Source organism: Shewanella intestini, assembly GCF_018221465.1.
Lineage (GTDB): Bacteria > Pseudomonadota > Gammaproteobacteria > Enterobacterales > Shewanellaceae > Shewanella > Shewanella intestini.
Genome location: NZ_JAAIKR010000003.1, coordinates 38,137 through 55,992, shown reverse-complemented (window position 1 = coordinate 55,992; position 17,856 = coordinate 38,137). Strand labels below are relative to the sequence as shown.

Here is a 17,856-nt window from a genome sequence, read left to right as displayed (position 1 = left end):
CAATATCCAATATTTAGGCTTGTCATAATAAAGCAATCACAGTGGGAATTATTGACAACAGCAAAAAATAATGTGATTCAGTTCACTATTTTCTGTAAATAAAGCATGAAAGTCGTTAAAATACGCCGCTATAAATAAATGAATTTCGTGGTCACGCGACCAAGTCGCAACATTAACTGACCATTGCAGTAACCACAAAAGTGGAAGGAACATCCATGTCAAAACGTACAATTACAGTCATCCCTGGTGATGGCATTGGTCCAAGCATCATTGATTCAGCTTTAAAAATTCTTGATAAAGTAGGATGTGACTTCGAATACGAGTTTGCTGATGCCGGTTTAGCCGCGTTAGAAAAACACGGTGAATTAGTCCCACAGCGTACTCTTGATCTTATCGAGAAAAATCGCATTACATTAAAAGGCCCGCTAACAACACCTGTCGGTGGGGGGTTTACCTCAATTAATGTCAGCTTACGTAAAAAATTTAGTCTTTATGCCAATGTACGCCCAGTGAACTCTTTCAAAGGCACACAAGCACGCTATGACAATATTGACATTATCACGGTGCGTGAAAATACCGAAGGTATGTACTCTGGCTTAGGACAAAAAACCTCTGACGATGGTACAACAGCAGAAGCGACCAGTATTATTACTCGCCAAGGTGCTGAGCAAATCACGACATTCGCGTATGAGTTAGCCCGTAAAGAAAATCGTAAAAAAGTCACTATCGTTCACAAAGCAAACATCATGAAGTCAACTTCAGGTTTGTTTTTAAAAGTGGCACGTGAAGTCAGTGAGCGCTACCCAGACATCACCACCGAAGAAATGATTGTTGATGCAACCTGCATGAAATTAGTCATGAACCCTGAACACTTTGACGTGATTGTGACCACTAACTTATTTGGTGATATTTTGTCAGACTTATGTGCTGGGCTTGTCGGCGGATTAGGTATGGCACCAGGGGCAAACATTGGTAAAGACGCCGCTATTTTTGAAGCGGTACATGGCAGCGCACCTGACATCGCGGGTAAAAATTTAGCAAACCCTACGTCAGTGGTTTTAGCATCAATTCAAATGCTTGAATACTTAGGTATGCAAGATAAAGCAACCCAAATACGCAGTGCAATTTCAGCGGTTATTGAAGAAGGCGATCGTACCACGCGCGATTTAGGGGGGACTCATGGTACAACTGACTTCACCCAAGCCGTATTAGAACGCTTAAGTTAATCGTCTAGTTAACAGTTAGGTTCAATCATTTAAGTTGAGAATTTATTTACCTTAGCTAACTGATGATATCAATGCCCTTAAGTACAATGCCCTTGAACCTTCAAGGGCATTTTTATTGCGGCTGTAAAAAACACCAATAAAAAAAGCGCTAATATCGCGCTTTTAAAATCATGTTCACTGATACAGCGTTACGCGTAACTCACGCCTTTTTCAGGGAAAATCCATAAGTGAACCGTCACTTCATCGCGGTCATGGTATAAATGTTTACACTGCATTTGAAAGTCAATTTCATTTTCGGTCAAAATAGCCGACATGGTTTCTAAGATCACTTTCACTTCTTTAAAGCGACTCTTCATTGGCAATTTTAAATTAAAAATCGCTTCTTTAAACCAACCATTAATCGCCCATGCTTCCATTAACTCTGCAACCCGCGATGGTTTCTCAACCATGTCACAAACTAGCCAATAAATGTTTTTACGTGGTGGCTCAAAGCGGAAACCATCTGCGCGGTAATGTTTAACTTGCCCAGTTTCCATCAGTTTTTCATTCATTGGGCCATTATCGATTGCCGCAACCATCATACCACGGCGGACTAATTGATAAGTCCATCCACCTGGGCAAGCGCCTAAGTCAACGGCATTAAGACCACTACGACAACGTACTTCTTGCTCTTCTTTTGTCAAAAAAGCACCAAATGCTTCATCAAGTTTTAAACTTGAACGACTGGGTGCATCCGCAGCCATTTTAAGACGAGGGATCCCCATAAAGTGTGGCGAGCTGTTATCACTTAATGAATAACCCACATACGCCGTGCCTGAAGCGACAAAGCACACGTGAATAATTGGTCTTTTGGGGTTTTCTTTGCTCAGCAACGCCCCTGACTTTTTAAGCCCTTGACGCAGTGGTACGGTAAATTTGCGGCAAAAACCTGATAATTCTTTTGCTTCATTAGTGTCTGGCGTTTCAACACGTAAATCACCACATTGCGTTAATGAAGATAACGCCGCAACGATAGGTGATACGCGGTCTTGTTCAGGCAAAGCACTGAGTAAATCAGCCGCTGCAAACATTTGTCTGGCAAAAACCATCGAAGATAATGGCAAAATACGCATTAAAGTATCTGCACCATCTTCTTCAAAACACTGATAAACCACGTAAGCATCGTTAACATTGGTTTTAACGAACCCGCCAACATTTAATTCACCGGCGCGATATTGAATTTCAGCAGCACAATCTTTTTCATAACCAGAGCGGCAATATAACACGAGGTTTTTCATCACAGACCTTAAACACAGTAGAAAATCGGCGGCGATTATACCTTAAATACACTCAACAAGTGCAATTTACCCACGATAGAAATAGATAAATTGCATCATACTGCTATTAATTGATATGTCGTTAAGCTCATATTGAAACGTTCATGGACAATCAGCGTTATCGTACTTAACTGGCAAAAGCCTTTAATCATTGACATCATCAACGGCATTAATTCTTACAGTATTACTGTTGTGCGGCCTTTGATTTATATAGCGCGTAAGCAAATAATGCCCACCCCACTAATAAAGCGGTTCCACCAATAGGCGTAATAGGGCCAACCCACTTAACACCGGTAAATGCATATAAATATAGTGAACCGGAAAATAACACCATACCGGCCACAAAACACCTTGCAGCCCAGACAATTTGCTTCACAGGCATCGCTTGATAACTAAGGCTTAACGCAACCAATGCAAAGGTATGATAAAACTGGTATTGCACCCCCAAATTAAAAATATTAACAAGATGCTCAGGGGCAATAGTTTTTAAGCCATGCGCCCCAAAAGCACCTAATGCTACGGCAATAAAACCGCTAATCGCGGCAACGAACATAATCGATTTATTCATAATTTAACTTAAATACTCAGTGATATAGGCAATGGCATCATCAAGATTATCATCTAATGTCACCCCGGATGATTTTCGAGGGACTAAGCTGTGATCGCCGTCTGTTAACCATTTAACTTCTATGTCATCACGTAATGGCCATTGTGGTAGTTGAGTTTGATTACCAAAGCTGTCACGTTCACCTTGGATGATTAATGTCGCCATATTACTGTTATTAAGCGGAGCTAAACGTGGCGCGCCGCCATTTTGCGGTACAAATGGGTAACCAAGACAAATAACATGGCTGACTTTATTGATAATATCGCTAATATCTTGGCGTTCAAATTGATGTTCAGATGACATTAATAAAGCGGACATTCGTCCCCCCATTGATTTGCCCATCAACACCACACGTTCACAGTTCACTTTTCCTTGGGTAGTCAGTTGATGAATATGGGCTAAAACCGCTTCATAATGCGCCAGTAATTTAGGTACCCGCTCTGCAGGACGACGTTTACCGTCGGTCATATTAGCTTGCATATATTGAAAGTTAAATCGCAATACTTGAAAACCGGCATTAACTAGCCGGTGTGTCATTGATTGCATAAAAGCATGGTGCATATTAGCTCCGGCTCCATGGGCAAATACAATCAATGTATCTGACGCGTTCCCGTCAAGCATATAATCTTTAGCGAGGTTATCCGGCGAGTAATTCACTACGTGACTCCTCTGCAAACATATCAACCATCCATTCTCTAAAAGCAGACACTTTACCTAACTCTGAGTGGCTTTGTTGGCACACTAAATAGTAAGCATCTTTACTGACTAACACTTCAGAAAATGGGCACACTAACCGCCCCGCTTTAATGTCAGGTCTAGCTAATACGCTATAACCTAACGCAATACCTTGACCGTGCGCTGCAGCTTGCAACACCAATGATGAATGACTAAAAATCGGCCCTTGATTAACATTTACGTCGCTAATTTCACACTGCCTAAACCACGCTTGCCAATTGTGGCGGCTAGAGTCATGCAACAAGGTGTGATTTTTCAAATCACTCGGTTTATTGAGCGGTTTCGTGCCGTTTAACAACATTGGCGAACATACTGGAATAAGGACTTCATTGCGTAATTTATCTGCTCGCAGCCCAGGCCAGTTACCTTGACCATAGTAAATAGCCACATCGACATCATCGGTAAACACGCCAGTATCACTGTCAACAGCTTTAATACGCACATCAATATCGGGATTTTGCTCACTGAATTTTGACAACCGCGGCACCAGCCATTGAATGGCAAAACTGGGAGACATACTGACAGTAAGTGAACCAATAGCGCTACGGGCAAGTAATCGGTCTGTCGCTTCACCAAGTTGGGTAAAGATATCTTTTATATCCAGAAAGTAGCTTTGACCTTCTTCTGTTAGCAATAATGATCTATTTTTTCGTCTAAACAGTTTTAGCCCTAGAAAATCTTCTAATGCTTTTATTTGATGACTCACAGCCGCCTGGGTAACAAAAAGCTCTTCAGCAGCGCGGGTAAAGCTTAAATGTCTTGCTGCAGCTTCGAACGCTTTCACTGCATTTAATGGGGGCAAGCGTCTGGACATCGTGTTCCGCCTCTTGTTTTTACTTAGTTTTTCTAATGATTATCGTTATTTTTTGTCATTTGTAAAGCCTATTGCAGTTGGATAGGTTTTAGCATCAAAATTTGCCCTATTGGATAGCCTATACAACCTAAATAGCAGTGTCTGACTGATATTTTATCAGCCCGCAGTGACCAATAACGTGACTCGCTGTAGCGATAATTACAGACTTATCATGCAGCGCTACAGTCTTAGAAACTGCTGATTTAAAAGTTGATAATGCACCGTCAATTGGAAACATGCTGATTATCCATAAAGAAGCACTTGAAGATTCGGGTGAGCACATAAGAGACAATGCGAATACCAAACTAACTCTCACTAAAACCCATGTTAGCAATTCACTTATCGACCACGATAAGGATTAATACAGCTACAAAAAACTGCCAGAGTACGGTTTTTAATGACTTATATTTTTTAATGGATAAGCATTTAGTCAATCGCAATAACAATCATGACAATCTGATTCATTCACACTGCAGTTTTATCCCGATACTGGTTAATATTTCATTGCTGCACACTGCCCCCCCCCAGCGCATAACCTCAATCAAATACCAATAGTAAATGATGACAATAGTGGGTTATTTGCATTGTGAGCAACAATTGGCCGAGATGCCAATCTAGATAGCCCTAACTACATTGGCATTTAATGGCTGATATATATTGAGAAAAATAAATAGATACCAAATACCACCATGCAATAATCGATATTGACGCTCTGATTGCACTGCCACTATTTGGCTTTTTATCAGATATATTGTTATGACACTCAGAGCCATTGACCAAGAAGGCGATAAATTGAGAACACGTTAAATAGCATGACTACGACGAGAATAAGCCGCTTATTGGCCAACAGAAAAAAGACGTCCAAAGACGTCTTTTATTGTGGAGCAGATTCACTTATGTCAAAGCAGAGCGATGACTAAAAGCAGAGCTTGTTATGGTTATGGGCGATAAACCTTAACATTGGTGTAGCCTTGCTCAATAAGGTATAAGCTTTGCAGTTTACTCATCACACCACGGTCACAGTACAACAGGTATGTTTTTGATTGGTCAAGATCGGCAAATTGTGTCGCTAATTTAAAGAATGGAATCGTTAACACTTGCGTGCTTTCCATTTTCAGTGGCTTACGCTCTTCTTCTTCTGGTGCACGCACATCAATCACAATGTCAGTTGCGTTGATATCTTTAACCGTTTCGGTTTCAGTGATTTGTTGATTCATTTCAGCTTCAATATCTCTAATGTCCATCACAACCGCTGACGCCACTACGCGGTCAACTAAATCAGCAGTAAACTTTTGTTCTTCAGCTTCAATTTTTGCAAGCACCGCTTTCACTGTTGGCTTTTGCGAAATCACGCCACAGTATTCAGGAATCGACTTAGCAAAATCTTCAGTGCCAATTTGGCGGCTAATATTAATAATATCTTGCTTATCCATGGCAATCAGTGGGCGCATAATCAGCAAATCGGTGCAGCGATCAATCACGTTTAAATTAGTTAGTGTTTGGCTAGAAACTTGACCTAAACTTTCACCTGTGACTAACGCTTGGATACCGTACTTTTCAGCAATTTTAGCTGCGGCGCGCATCATCACACGCTTTAACACTACCCCCATTTGACCATTGTCGATACGTTCTAAGATTTCTTCAACAACAGGTTCAAACGGCACAGAAATAAAGCGTACTTTATGTGACTCACCGTATTTCTTCCATAAGTGGAAAGCAACTTGCTTCACCCCAATCTCGTGCTGAGCACCACCAAGGTTAAAGAAACAGTAATGAGTACGCGCCCCTTTCTTAATAAACTGATAACTCGACACACCAGAGTCAAAACCACCAGAGATCAATGACAACACATCTTCTTGTGTTGCCATAGGGAAACCGCCTAACCCTTCAATACGGCGCTCAACAAGATATAATTTATCTTGGTTAATTTCGATATTTACCGTCATATCAGGTTTTTTAAGTTTCACGCCAAGCGCTTCAGTATGTTGATTAAGCCCACCGCCAACATAACGTTCAACGTCAATAGAATTAAAGTCATGTTTACCACTGCGTTTTACTCTCACGCAAAAAGTCTTGCCCGCTAATTGAGCTTGATACTTTGGTAATGCTTGTTGGTAAATGTCATCGATAGATTCAAATGAAGACTCGCTAACTTGAATCACATGAGCAATACCAGGAATACACGATAAACGCTCAGCAAAATCTTCATGAAGTTCTGGCTTGTCGCTTGGCACTTGTACCAAAATACGGTCATACATGCGTTGCACTTTTGCTTCTTCATCAACTTTTTTCAACACATTTCTAATGTTGGTTTCAAGCATTTTAGTAAATCGCATTCTTACTGATTTACTTTTCATCATGATTTCTGGATACAGCTTAACGATAAACTTCATTATGGGTTCCGCAGACACAATCAACAAAGAGCTATGTCAAAACTCCTTTGACAACAACACTTAATGGCTATGTAAAAATAATTAAAAACAATGCTTAATCGGCTTTTTAAAAGGTGACTCCCGTTGCAATTTGCCGCTGTAATTGCACTAAGTACGCTTAGAAAAAGCCCTGACCAAGCCAGAATCGCGTGATTATATCAAAAATGTGCCACTAACCAAATAAAAGCCATAATGGATATTTATTAACCAACACAAATATGACTTTCTATATCAATAGTGACAACAAATTTAAGCAGATTGACGCCGCTAATCGAATCATTAAAATGCACCATTGAACGCTGAAAACAAAAAAAGCAGCCAACGGCTGCTTTTTGTTAAATACAACATCCACGTTACTGAGAAGGGGTGGTTGGCTGAGGATTATTTTGTTCAACCGTTATTTCATCTGACTCTTTTGCTTTACCTTGCTCAATCGCAATTTCAACACGGCGATTGCGGGCGCGGTTAAAGTTAGAGCTGTCAGGCACTAGTGGATGATTTGATGCTTCACCTACCACTTTCATGCGGGTTTCATCAAAGCCTTTAACTTTCATCAACTCTTGTGCAACCGATACCGCGCGCTTACTCGATAAATCCCAATTAGAACTATATAACTCGTTATGAATATGAGCCCCATCGGTATGACCTGACACCGTGACAATCCCCGGAACATCTTTGAGCAACTCGCCAATAGCACGTACTATGGGCTTAAAACGTGGCTGTAAGAAACCAGAACCAGAAGCAAATGACCCTTTTTCGCGTATTCTAATAATAATTTGTTGCCCAAGTGACTCAATTTCAATCGCACCATCGACAATTTCTTTGTCGAGCTTTTCGGCCATTTTTTTCACTTGTTCATTAATTTTATCTTGCGATGAGGAACTGTCACTCTTCACTGCTTCAGCCGCTTGCTGCGCCGTGGCAGCAGCGTTACCACCACGTTGCTCGCCTGATTGCTTTTGTACACCACCTGCACTGGCATCTTCACCCGCTTGATACTCAATGGTTTGTTGAGTCATTTCATTGGTTTGTTGATTGATAATTTCAATCGGAGTTGGGTCAGGTCTTCCCGGCCTAAACTCTAATGCAATCACCGACGTTCCTTTAGGAATATCTTTAACCTCAACCTTATTTTGTACCCCGAAGGCATATTTCATCGAGCCGGCAATCTGTTTGAATTTCATTACGTCCATTTCAGAAAATGACAGTAATAATACAAAAAAGCACATCAGCAATGACATTAAATCAGAGAATGTAGCTAACCAACCAGGTGCGCCTGGTGGTGGACATTCACACTTAGGTTTAGCCATAACCTATTCCCCATCGGTCGTATCAATTGAACGCGATTTTTCAGGGAGATAGTTCTTCAATAATCCTTCAATGACGCGTGGATTTTGACCATCTTGAATCGCCAAAACCGCATCCATAATTAAATTTCTATTTAAAATTTCTTCTTTCATTCGTAACTCAAGCTTATCCGCCATTGGCAAAGCAATCATGTTCGCCATAACAGAGCCGTATAACGTTGTAAGCAATGCCACTGCCATTGAAGGACCAATAGATTTAGGGTCATCCATGTTTGATAGCATGCCCACTAAACCGATTAATGTACCGATCATCCCCATTGCAGGACCGACATCGCCAAAAGCTCGAAAAATACTAATGCCTGTTTTATGACGTTCTTCAGTCAGTTCAATGTCTTTTTCCAGCGCGTTACGTACCACGTCGCCATCATGACCATCAACCAGCATATCAACCGCTTTTTGCATAAAACTGTTGGTAATTTGCGCTTCTTCTAAGGCTAAAAAACCACCTTTACGCGCCGCATCAGCCATATTAACCGATTGTTCAATCAATTCTTCAGGTTTATCAAGTTTAAATACAAAGGACTTAAGACCAATTTTAGCCGTGCTTAAAAACTGTTTAACGGTGTATTTCATCAACACAACAAACAGTGAACCCATAAATACAATTAATATTGAAGGTAAATTGATAAAAATGGCGATACCACCACTTGTTACCATTGCACCAATAACAAATGCAAAAGCACCAATCATTCCAATTAGGGTCGCTAAATCCACAATATCTCCTCAACCTGAGCTCGTTGTTTTAATGTTTTGTCTGTAGTCTTTGTTTTAACTGCTTGTCATCCAATTGGCTATGCTCAATTGTATCAAGTGCATTTTGACATAAATATCAGTTGCATCGACAACTAATTGTTGTACTCAGTTTAAACCATCAAACTGACACTACCATTACTTATCGGTCATTGTGCTACCAAGTTTAACGTTATTTAACGCATTATTTAAAAACTTGGCATTCAATATGTGTCTTCGTACAAAAATAAAACAACTAAATTTGACCAAAACCCGAGGCTGATATACCTTGTCACACGCGAAATTAATGGGAAAAACATTGTGTCCAAAAAACCTGAAAATATCAGTTTTGAACAATCAATTTCAGAGCTTGAACAAATTGTTGAAAACCTCGAACAAGGCGATGTTTCTCTTGATGAAGCATTGAAACAGTTTGAACACGGAATCACACTCGTCCGTCACAGCCAAACTAAATTAGAGCAAGCGCAACAAAAAGTGTCGATCTTACTTGAAGATAACAACACTTTAGCCCCGTTTGACGCTGACGCACAATAAATAGGGATAACACGTTTAGTGAACACACCTACTCTTTTTGAGTCGATAACCAATTATCAACAACGTGTTGATGCTATTTTGGCAAAAAAAATTGATGCCCTTGATGACTCTGCCACACAATTAAAAGCAGCCATGCGCCATGGTGCACTCATTGGTGGTAAACGTATTCGTCCTTTTTTAGTCTACAGTGTGGGCGAAATGCTTGGCGTGCCACTAGAAAAACTTGATCAAGCGGCTGTTGCTATTGAATGTATTCATGCTTATTCGCTTATCCATGACGATTTACCCGCGATGGACGATGACGCTCTTCGGCGCGGTAAACCCACGGTCCATGTCGCGTTTGATGACGCTACCGCCATTTTAGCTGGTGATGCATTGCAAACATTGGCGTTTGAATCTATCAGCGACCCAAGCAGCCCTCTTTGCGCAACACAGCAATTACAAATGGTAACCGCACTCGCTAAAGCGGCAGGATACCAAGGTATGTGCGGCGGCCAAGCAATTGATCTTAGCGCGACAGACCAACGTATTGAACTTGCAAGACTGACTGAGTTACATAATAAGAAAACTGGCGCGTTAATTAGTTGTGCTATTGAGCTTGCATTAATTGCAGCACAAGCAAACAATGAAACAAAAGTTGCATTAACTCAATACGGTCAAGCACTTGGACTTGCATTCCAGGTACAAGACGACATACTCGATATCACCGCCAGTACTGAAGAAATTGGTAAACCACAAGGCAGTGACGAACAATCTAATAAAAGTACCTTCCCCAAATTAATGGGCTTACAAGGTGCTATTGAGTGTGCGAACCAATTAATTGAAGATGCACTATCAGCGCTGACTAATTTGCCTTACAATAGCCAGTTAATTGAAAAATTTGCCCGATATATTATCGAGCGAAGAATTTAAAAGAGCAGAATATCTCCTTATGAGTTTCGATATTTCTCAATACCCTGTGCTAGCACAAGCTAATACACCGGAAGAATTAAAAAACATTCCACAAAGTCAGTTACCACAGCTGTCTGATGAGCTACGTCAATTCTTATTACAATCTGTTGGCATATCAAGTGGGCATTTTGCCTCAGGGCTTGGAACTGTCGAACTGACTGTCGCGCTTCATTATGTCTATAACACCCCGTTTGATCGTTTAGTTTGGGATGTTGGGCATCAAGCTTATCCGCACAAAATTTTAACGGGTCGTCGCGACCAAATGCACACCATTCGCGAAAAGAACGGTTTACACCCTTTTCCTTGGCGCGAAGAAAGTGAATACGACACCTTCAGTGTGGGGCATTCAGGCACCTCGATTAGCGCCGCTTTAGGGATGGCCGTTGCCGCAGAAAAAGAAGGCAAAGACCGTAAAGTTGTCAGCGTAATAGGCGACGGTGCAATGACTGGCGGCATGGTTTTTGAAGCCATGAACCACGCTGGCGATCTGCACAATGACATGCTAGTGGTGTTAAATGACAATGAAATGTCAATTTCAGAAAATGTCGGCGCACTGAATAACCATTTAGCGCAATTAATGTCAGGACGTTTTTACACCACCATTCGTGAAAACTCTAAACGTGTGCTTAAAGATATGCCGGTCATTAAAGAAATGGCTAAACGCACGGAAGAACACCTTAAAGGTATGGTTGTTCCTGGTACTTTATTTGAAGAGCTAGGATTTAACTATATCGGCCCAATTGACGGCCACGATGTCGATGCGCTCGTTGAAACATTGCGTAATATGCGTAACCTAAATGGTCCACAAGTATTGCATATCATGACTAAAAAAGGTCGTGGTTATGAACCGGCAGAAAAAGACCCCATCGGTTGGCATGCTGTGCCTAAGTTTGACCCGTCGCAATTTAAAAAACCTGCCACTAAACCTGGCTTGCCCACCTTTTCAAATGTGTTTGGTAAATGGCTTTGTGACATGGCAGCAACTGATGACAAATTAATGGCCATTACGCCTGCGATGCGTGAAGGTTCTGGCATGGTTGAGTTTTCACAAAAATTCCCTAAGCAATACTTTGATGCTGCGATTGCAGAACAACACGCTGTCACATTGGGCGCCGGATTTGCTGTCGAAGGCTTACACCCTGTGGTAGCGATTTACTCTACCTTTTTACAACGTGGTTATGACCAACTTATTCACGATGTGGCATTACAACGTCTACCAGTGTTATTTGCCATTGACCGTGGCGGTATTGTTGGCGCAGATGGCCCAACTCATCAAGGTGCGTTTGATTTAAGCTTTATGCGCTGTATTCCTAATATGGTCATTATGGCGCCGTCTGATGAAAACGAATGTCGCCAAATGCTTTATACCGGCCACATGTATCAAGACGGACCTTGCGCAGTGCGTTACCCTCGTGGCAGCGCGACAGGTGAAGCCCAAGTTGAAGAAATGACCCAATTACCTATTGGTAAAGGGCTGATTAAACGTCAAAGCGACGCACAAAAAATCGTTATCATTAACTTTGGTACCACCTTAGAAGCGGCGCTAACTGCAGCTGAAGAACTTGATGCTTGCGTGGCAGATATGCGCTTTGTTAAGCCGCTTGATACGCAGTTATTACTTGAACTAGCAAATAGCCATGACATGATTGTAACGGTTGAAGCCAATGCGATTATGGGCGGTGCAGGCTCTGGCGTCATCGAAACCTTAATGCAGCAAAAAGTTGTCAAACCCGTTTTACAAATTGGCCTACCTGATGAATTTATTGAGCACGGTAGCCCAGAAGAAATAACCGCGGATATGAAGCTTGACGCCAAAGGTATTGAGCAGCAAATACGTGATTTTATCGCTTTGTAATTCGAACATCAGCTGCCGATTTATCGCGTAATATCAATACGTTATTTTATGGTTATATGATAAAAAATAAAAAGCCTTGGTAATCCAAGGCTTTTTCATATGTATTATTCAAACCAATCTTTATATTTTCGTTCCAAGGTTTTGCGTGACAGACCTAATTGCTTAGCAGCAATAGACTTATTACCGCCAACGGACTCAACCACCTTTAAGATATGTTCTTTTTCTACTGCTTTGGCAGACCATTCTAACGGATAACCAGCCACAACCGGTTCAGGCGCAGGCGTATTAAGCTGCCAGTAATCGGCAGGTAACTTACCCAGTAAAATACACCTTGAAATAATATTACGTAGTTCACGTATATTACCCGGCCAATGATATTGTTTTAATGCTTCTAAATCCCCATGTGACCAAACAATGTCATTTAATCCAAGTTCAAGTGCTATCTCATTAGTAAAACTGTGAGTGAGTGCCACTATATCTTCTGGCCGCTCTCGTAGTGGCGGCAAAGTAATGTTTATCACATTCAGCAGGTAATATAAATCAGACCTGAACTGACCTGCCTCAACGTCATCTTCAAGCTTACGGTTTGTCGCCGCGACAACTCTGACATCAACATCAATTTCACCATCATAACCCACAGGCTTAATCTTTCGATCTTCAAGTACTTTTAATAAAGCAGATTGCATATTTAGTGGCATCTCGCCAATTTCATCTAAAAAAAGTGTCCCTTTATGAGCTGTTTCAAATAAGCCTTTTTTACGATGTTCAGCCCCGGCAAATGCGCCTATCTCGTGACCAAACAGCTCGCTTTCCAATAAATGTGCGGCAATTGAGCCACAATTTATCGGCACAAACTCACCCGTGCGTCCACTTAATACATGCAATTGTTTTGCGACAAGTTCTTTACCTGTACCGGACTCGCCTTCAATTAGGGTCGACACTTGGGTTGGGGCGACTTGTTCAAGTAGCCGCTGAATTGATTTAATCGCATGGCTTTGACCCGTAATCACACTGGGTTGGTCATAGGTAATGGTTTCATTTAAAGTTAAATGTTGACGCCTAACGATGCGTTTGCTCAAGCAGCGCTCAATGGATGTGTTCAACACATCAAGCGTAAACGGTTTTAAAATAAAGTCAGCAGCGCCAAGCTGTAATGCTTTGATACTTTGTTGGATATTGTGCTGACTTGAGAGGTAAATAATATCAGCGCGCGGCACTGCCCCTTCAAACACTTCTGTCCAATCTAAACCTGAACGTTGAGGTAAATTAACTTCCATAATGATGACATCGAAGTGACACCGTTGACGTAATTGTTCTGCTTCTTCAATGGTGGCAACCGCTTCAAGCAAAACAAACTGTTTAGACAAGGATTGAATAAGATATTCACGCATATGGACGTCATGATCGACGATCAACGCTGAAAAAAACTTCGAAACTGATTTCATAGGTGATATTTCATTAATTCCACCTTTACGAAGATGGGACATTATGTCGGTATGGATTTAATATTAACACTCAAGGTGTCATAATTAATCCATAAAGGTGTAATTATTGATAAAGATTAATATTTTTTCATTTGTACAGCAAATATCTAAGCCCTAAATTACCGCCATTTTGCTATCATCAGTTAACGTCTCTCCACATAGCACATCATATAGGACACATAATGGATAACGCTGAAAATTTGGTGTACATGAGTGCAAGGCAAGTATCTGAATACTTAGATTTAAATGAAAAAAAAATCTACTCAATGGCCAATGACCGGATTATTCCTGCCACCAAGATAACCGGCAAATGGTTATTTCCAAAGATACTTATCGACAGATGGATAATGGACTCTTGTCACAGCGGTATGTTGTCAGATCGAATGCACATTACCGGCAGCGATGACCCATTGTTGTCAATGTTAGTGGCAAGATTAATGTCACAAGTGGGTAATAATGAACTGATCAGTTATAGCGCGACCGGCTCTAAGCTGGGTTTAGAGCTGTTATCAAAAGGCTATGCCGACGTATGCACCATCCATTTAGGTAGTATCAATGAGCCATTAAAGAAAAATTTGGCCATTTTAACATCATTTCCTAACCACCAGCACTGGGTCTTAGTTAAAGGCTATAATCGTGCCCAAGGGTTAATGATGCGCCCAGAAACTTACCAACTATGTCAATCAGTTAACCTTATCACTCAGCAATCATGGCGCTGGGTTGGCCGCCAAGCAGGCTCTGGCAGTCAGTTACATCTTGAGCATTTTTTAGCAGAGCAACACACCCAGCTTGAACAAATTAATATGAACATCACCGCCCAAAGCGAGCGTGAATTAGCCGGTTACATTGCAAGGCGCGACGCAGATATTGGCTTTGGTTGTCAATCCGTCGCCATGGAGTGTGGATTAAGCTTTATTCCATTAATGACCGAGTCATTTGACTTTGTCATGCCCCAAGGTATTTATTTTAGACGCCAATTACAGCAACTCTTTACCTTACTGAACCAGCCTCAAACACAACAATTAGCCAAAACCCTTCAAGGTTATGATTTAAGCCAATGCGGTACTTTATTGTGGAGTGGTAGTACAGAATAAGATGACTCATTGGTTGATTTAATAAGGTGAGACGACCCAGTGTCACCTTTTGTCCCCCCTTTTAGACTCAACAGACATATTGTCGCACACGGTATACCATAGCCACCTCCATTGTTTAAATTAGTAGACCTAGGTTACTTTTACTGACAACAAACATTGAATCATCAATTCCTAATCTTAAAATAGCGATCTACATATCGTAAATAAGAATCCCTATTTTATGAAAACCGTTATCAATACCGTAAAAGTGTCGACGCTAGCACTGGCTATCAGCTTAAGTTACCAATCTGCAGTGCAAGCAGCAGAAAAAGATACCTCCAAGTTAAATGTAGCAGAAGTCATTGTGGTACATGGTGAGCGCACGCCAGTTACCGAGTCTGCTAACACGCAGTGGACAATGAATGATGAGCAAATTCAAGCAACTGGAGCACAACGTTTAGATCAGGTTTTAAAATATATCCCTGGTATTTATGTTCGAATGGGTGGCAAAGGCACACCACGGATTGATATTCGCGGTTTCAAATCAAGACATATTATTTATCTCATCAATGGTGTACCTGCTAACGAAGCTGAAGACGGGCAATTTGACCCAAGCTTAATTCCTACCTCACAAATTGCCTCTGTGAATGTCACCGTTGGCCCAGCATCTGTCCTTTATGGCACTGGCGGCGCGGGTGGGGTTATCAACATCATCACCAAAGACGGTAACAAAGAACCGACCGTTTCAGGCAATATGGAAATGGCAGAAAACCAGACATATAACGGCAGCATTAATGTTGCTGGCGGCGGTGAGAAGTGGCAAGGACTGCTTAACTACTCGAGACAGCATACTGACGGCTGGGCAATGTCATCTGACTACCAAGATACAGCGCATCAACAAGGTGATACCCGCGAAAATACCGACCGCGTATTAGATAACCTCTACGGCCAAGGTAGCTATACCCTTAATGATGACACTAAATTATTTGCCAATTTCAGCTATAAAACTGGCGAATGGGGTAAACCTGGACGCGACGGCACTAGCTCAGGCAATGTGAAATTTGAACGTGTTGATGATTTCAGCTCTACAACCGCTCAGTTAGGTTTTGCTCATAGTTTCAATGACATGTTTACTTTACGTGGTTTCGGTTATGTCAACGAAAGTGACATGTTAGATTCAACATACCAAGATGAAACTTACAACATAGTTGATGCACAACAACGCGGCCGCTCTACTATGCAAGGTGCCAATGTTCAGTTTATCTCTGACTTTGGTTCAGCGGGTGTATTAACCACAGCAGTGATTGCTGAAAAACAACAATGGCAATCTAACACCGTGGCCGTAGCGTCAATTGCATCTGCAGCTGATTATCCTTCATTTGGCTATGATGTCGCACAAGGCAATGGCTCAGGCACAGGTGGCGGACATGGCGGCGGCAACGGCTCTGGTCATGGCGGCGGAAATGGTTCCGGTCACACGGGTAGCACAAACACCAGCACCCCCATGCAAACACTGACCCCAAGCATCACAACTCACACCCATAGTGGTAATGGCGGCGGAAACGGTTCAGGTCACAATGGTAGCACTAGCACACCAATGCAAACACTGACCCCAAGCACCACAACTCACACCCATAGTGGTCATGGCGGCGGCAATGGCTCAGGTAATGGCGGCGGACATTCAAGCACCAGTGCCAGCACAACACAAACGCAACCTAGCTCACAACACAATCCAACCCACCATAGCGGTAACGGCGGCGGCAATGGACACGGCGGCGGAAATGGCAGTGGACACGGCGGAGGCAATGGCTCAGGTCATAGCAGCGAGCCATTTAATGCTTCAGCATGGTTATATACCGCTGCTGCAGAATATCAATTCCAAGGCGATGATTACGGCGTAACAATAGGCGCAGCGGTTCACGACCAAGACCGTAAACAAGCATCTAAAACTGACTATAGCGCACAAGCCTCTGCTTACTGGCAACCACTTGCTCAAACCAAGTTTAACTTTGGTGTCGCACGTAAAGTACGTTTCCCATCAATGACTAACTTATACACTTTGTCATCGGGCAATGCTGACCTTAAAACGGAGCAATCAAAACATGTTGAATTAGGTTTAGTGCAAACATTAACCACAAATACTCAATTAAATGTGGCTGGTTATTACACTGACGCTAAAAACTATATCGCTAAAGATTTAAATGGCATGTACCAAAATATGGGACGTTACGCATTTAAAGGGGCAGATGTGCAATTGCAAAATAACAGCATTGATAACTTGTCACTACGCTTAACTTACAGCTATCTCAATACTGAAGATAAAGACGCGGCAAATAATGCTAAAACCTTACAATATAGTCCTGAAAATATTGTCAGATTTGAAGCTAACTACCTGTTCCCAACAGACACGTCACTGCATTTAAATGTTGAACGTGTCATGGATCAGGTTTTCTATGCACAAGACCATGTCGCAGGTAATCAACAAATCGTGAAACAATCTGTTGCTGATTACACCTTAGTGGATATGAAGTTAACTCAACCTGTTATTGCTGACCAATTGGATGTGTACATTAAAGCCACCAACCTATTGGATGAAAACTACTACCAAAGTGAGGCATTACCTCAAGCCGGTAGACAAGTTTTTGTGGGCGTAAACTTTCATATTTAAGTGAG

At 41.7% G+C, this 17,856-nt stretch carries 14 protein-coding genes; 6 read left to right on the top strand and 8 right to left on the bottom strand.

What is annotated here, in order from left to right; all coding sequences use genetic code 11:
- Nucleotides 1-215 precede the first annotated feature (215 nt).
- A complete protein-coding gene (locus G3R48_RS04910; protein WP_153662632.1) occupies nt 216-1,226 on the top strand; it encodes an isocitrate dehydrogenase in 1,011 nt (336 codons plus the stop codon).
- Between the two features lie 188 nt (nt 1,227-1,414).
- Here G3R48_RS04910 and rlmM read toward each other — a convergent pair whose 3' ends face one another.
- From rlmM to pomA, 7 genes are all read right to left on the bottom strand, one after another.
- Nucleotides 1,415-2,503, bottom strand: coding sequence for a 23S rRNA (cytidine(2498)-2'-O)-methyltransferase RlmM (gene rlmM / locus G3R48_RS04905; protein WP_153662634.1), 1,089 nt, complete (start codon nt 2,501-2,503; stop codon nt 1,415-1,417).
- A 223-nt stretch (nt 2,504-2,726) separates the two neighbouring features.
- Nucleotides 2,727-3,110 (bottom strand): DUF423 domain-containing protein, encoded by a 384-nt coding sequence (locus tag G3R48_RS04900; protein WP_153662636.1) that lies wholly within the window; start codon nt 3,108-3,110, stop codon nt 2,727-2,729.
- 3 nt (nt 3,111-3,113) lie between these two features.
- Nucleotides 3,114-3,806: an alpha/beta family hydrolase gene (locus G3R48_RS04895; protein ID WP_380714484.1), complete on the bottom strand. Its 693-nt coding sequence runs from the start codon at nt 3,804-3,806 to the stop codon at nt 3,114-3,116.
- Nucleotides 3,787-4,698: a transcriptional regulator GcvA gene (locus tag G3R48_RS04890; RefSeq protein WP_153662638.1), complete on the bottom strand. Its 912-nt coding sequence runs from the start codon at nt 4,696-4,698 to the stop codon at nt 3,787-3,789. The genes G3R48_RS04895 and G3R48_RS04890 overlap by 20 nt, the downstream gene beginning before the upstream one ends.
- Nucleotides 4,699-5,675: 977 nt before the next feature.
- Nucleotides 5,676-7,130 (bottom strand): tRNA uracil 4-sulfurtransferase ThiI, encoded by a 1,455-nt coding sequence (gene thiI / locus G3R48_RS04885; protein WP_153662640.1) that lies wholly within the window; start codon nt 7,128-7,130, stop codon nt 5,676-5,678.
- 392 nt (nt 7,131-7,522) lie between these two features.
- The gene (locus G3R48_RS04880) at nt 7,523-8,479 is read right to left on the bottom strand and encodes a flagellar motor protein MotB (protein WP_153662642.1); all 957 of its coding nucleotides are present in this window, start codon (nt 8,477-8,479) and stop codon (nt 7,523-7,525) included.
- Nucleotides 8,480-8,482: 3 nt separating this feature from the next.
- Complete coding sequence (pomA, locus tag G3R48_RS04875; protein WP_212593224.1) at nt 8,483-9,250, bottom strand: flagellar motor protein PomA; 768 nt, start codon at nt 9,248-9,250, stop codon at nt 8,483-8,485.
- Between the two features lie 336 nt (nt 9,251-9,586).
- Here pomA and xseB point away from each other — a divergent pair, with 336 nt between their 5' ends.
- Genes xseB through dxs form a run of 3 tightly spaced genes read left to right on the top strand, consistent with a single transcriptional unit; the run spans nt 9,587 to nt 12,626 of the window.
- Nucleotides 9,587-9,820: an exodeoxyribonuclease VII small subunit gene (gene xseB, locus G3R48_RS04870; RefSeq protein ID WP_212593223.1), complete on the top strand. Its 234-nt coding sequence runs from the start codon at nt 9,587-9,589 to the stop codon at nt 9,818-9,820.
- An 18-nt stretch (nt 9,821-9,838) separates the two neighbouring features.
- Nucleotides 9,839-10,732, top strand: coding sequence for a (2E,6E)-farnesyl diphosphate synthase (ispA, locus tag G3R48_RS04865; RefSeq protein WP_212593222.1), 894 nt, complete (start codon nt 9,839-9,841; stop codon nt 10,730-10,732).
- Between the two features lie 19 nt (nt 10,733-10,751).
- Nucleotides 10,752-12,626, top strand: coding sequence for a 1-deoxy-D-xylulose-5-phosphate synthase (gene dxs, locus G3R48_RS04860; RefSeq protein WP_153662644.1), 1,875 nt, complete (start codon nt 10,752-10,754; stop codon nt 12,624-12,626).
- Between the two features lie 104 nt (nt 12,627-12,730).
- Here the strand turns inward: dxs and G3R48_RS04855 are convergent, their stop codons facing one another.
- Nucleotides 12,731-14,071: a sigma-54-dependent transcriptional regulator gene (locus G3R48_RS04855; protein WP_153662646.1), complete on the bottom strand. Its 1,341-nt coding sequence runs from the start codon at nt 14,069-14,071 to the stop codon at nt 12,731-12,733.
- A gap of 221 nt (nt 14,072-14,292) precedes the next feature.
- Here G3R48_RS04855 and G3R48_RS04850 point away from each other — a divergent pair, with 221 nt between their 5' ends.
- Both G3R48_RS04850 and G3R48_RS04845 read left to right on the top strand, forming a co-directional pair.
- Complete coding sequence (locus tag G3R48_RS04850) at nt 14,293-15,204, top strand: helix-turn-helix transcriptional regulator (protein WP_153662648.1); 912 nt, start codon at nt 14,293-14,295, stop codon at nt 15,202-15,204.
- Nucleotides 15,205-15,424: 220 nt separating this feature from the next.
- A complete protein-coding gene (locus G3R48_RS04845; protein WP_153662650.1) occupies nt 15,425-17,851 on the top strand; it encodes a TonB-dependent receptor in 2,427 nt (808 codons plus the stop codon).
- Nucleotides 17,852-17,856 lie beyond the last annotated feature (5 nt).

Coding starts and splice junctions, on each gene's coding strand:
- G3R48_RS04880 (WP_153662642.1), bottom strand. CDS start 8,479: ATGGCTAAACCTAAGTGTGAATGTCCACCACCAGGCGCACCTGGTTGG.
- dxs (WP_153662644.1), top strand. CDS start 10,752: ATGAGTTTCGATATTTCTCAATACCCTGTGCTAGCACAAGCTAATACA.
- G3R48_RS04890 (WP_153662638.1), bottom strand. CDS start 4,698: ATGTCCAGACGCTTGCCCCCATTAAATGCAGTGAAAGCGTTCGAAGCT.
- G3R48_RS04855 (WP_153662646.1), bottom strand. CDS start 14,071: ATGAAATCAGTTTCGAAGTTTTTTTCAGCGTTGATCGTCGATCATGAC.
- G3R48_RS04845 (WP_153662650.1), top strand. CDS start 15,425: ATGAAAACCGTTATCAATACCGTAAAAGTGTCGACGCTAGCACTGGCT.
- G3R48_RS04900 (WP_153662636.1), bottom strand. CDS start 3,110: ATGAATAAATCGATTATGTTCGTTGCCGCGATTAGCGGTTTTATTGCC.
- G3R48_RS04910 (WP_153662632.1), top strand. CDS start 216: ATGTCAAAACGTACAATTACAGTCATCCCTGGTGATGGCATTGGTCCA.
- thiI (WP_153662640.1), bottom strand. CDS start 7,130: ATGAAGTTTATCGTTAAGCTGTATCCAGAAATCATGATGAAAAGTAAA.
- G3R48_RS04850 (WP_153662648.1), top strand. CDS start 14,293: ATGGATAACGCTGAAAATTTGGTGTACATGAGTGCAAGGCAAGTATCT.
- rlmM (WP_153662634.1), bottom strand. CDS start 2,503: ATGAAAAACCTCGTGTTATATTGCCGCTCTGGTTATGAAAAAGATTGT.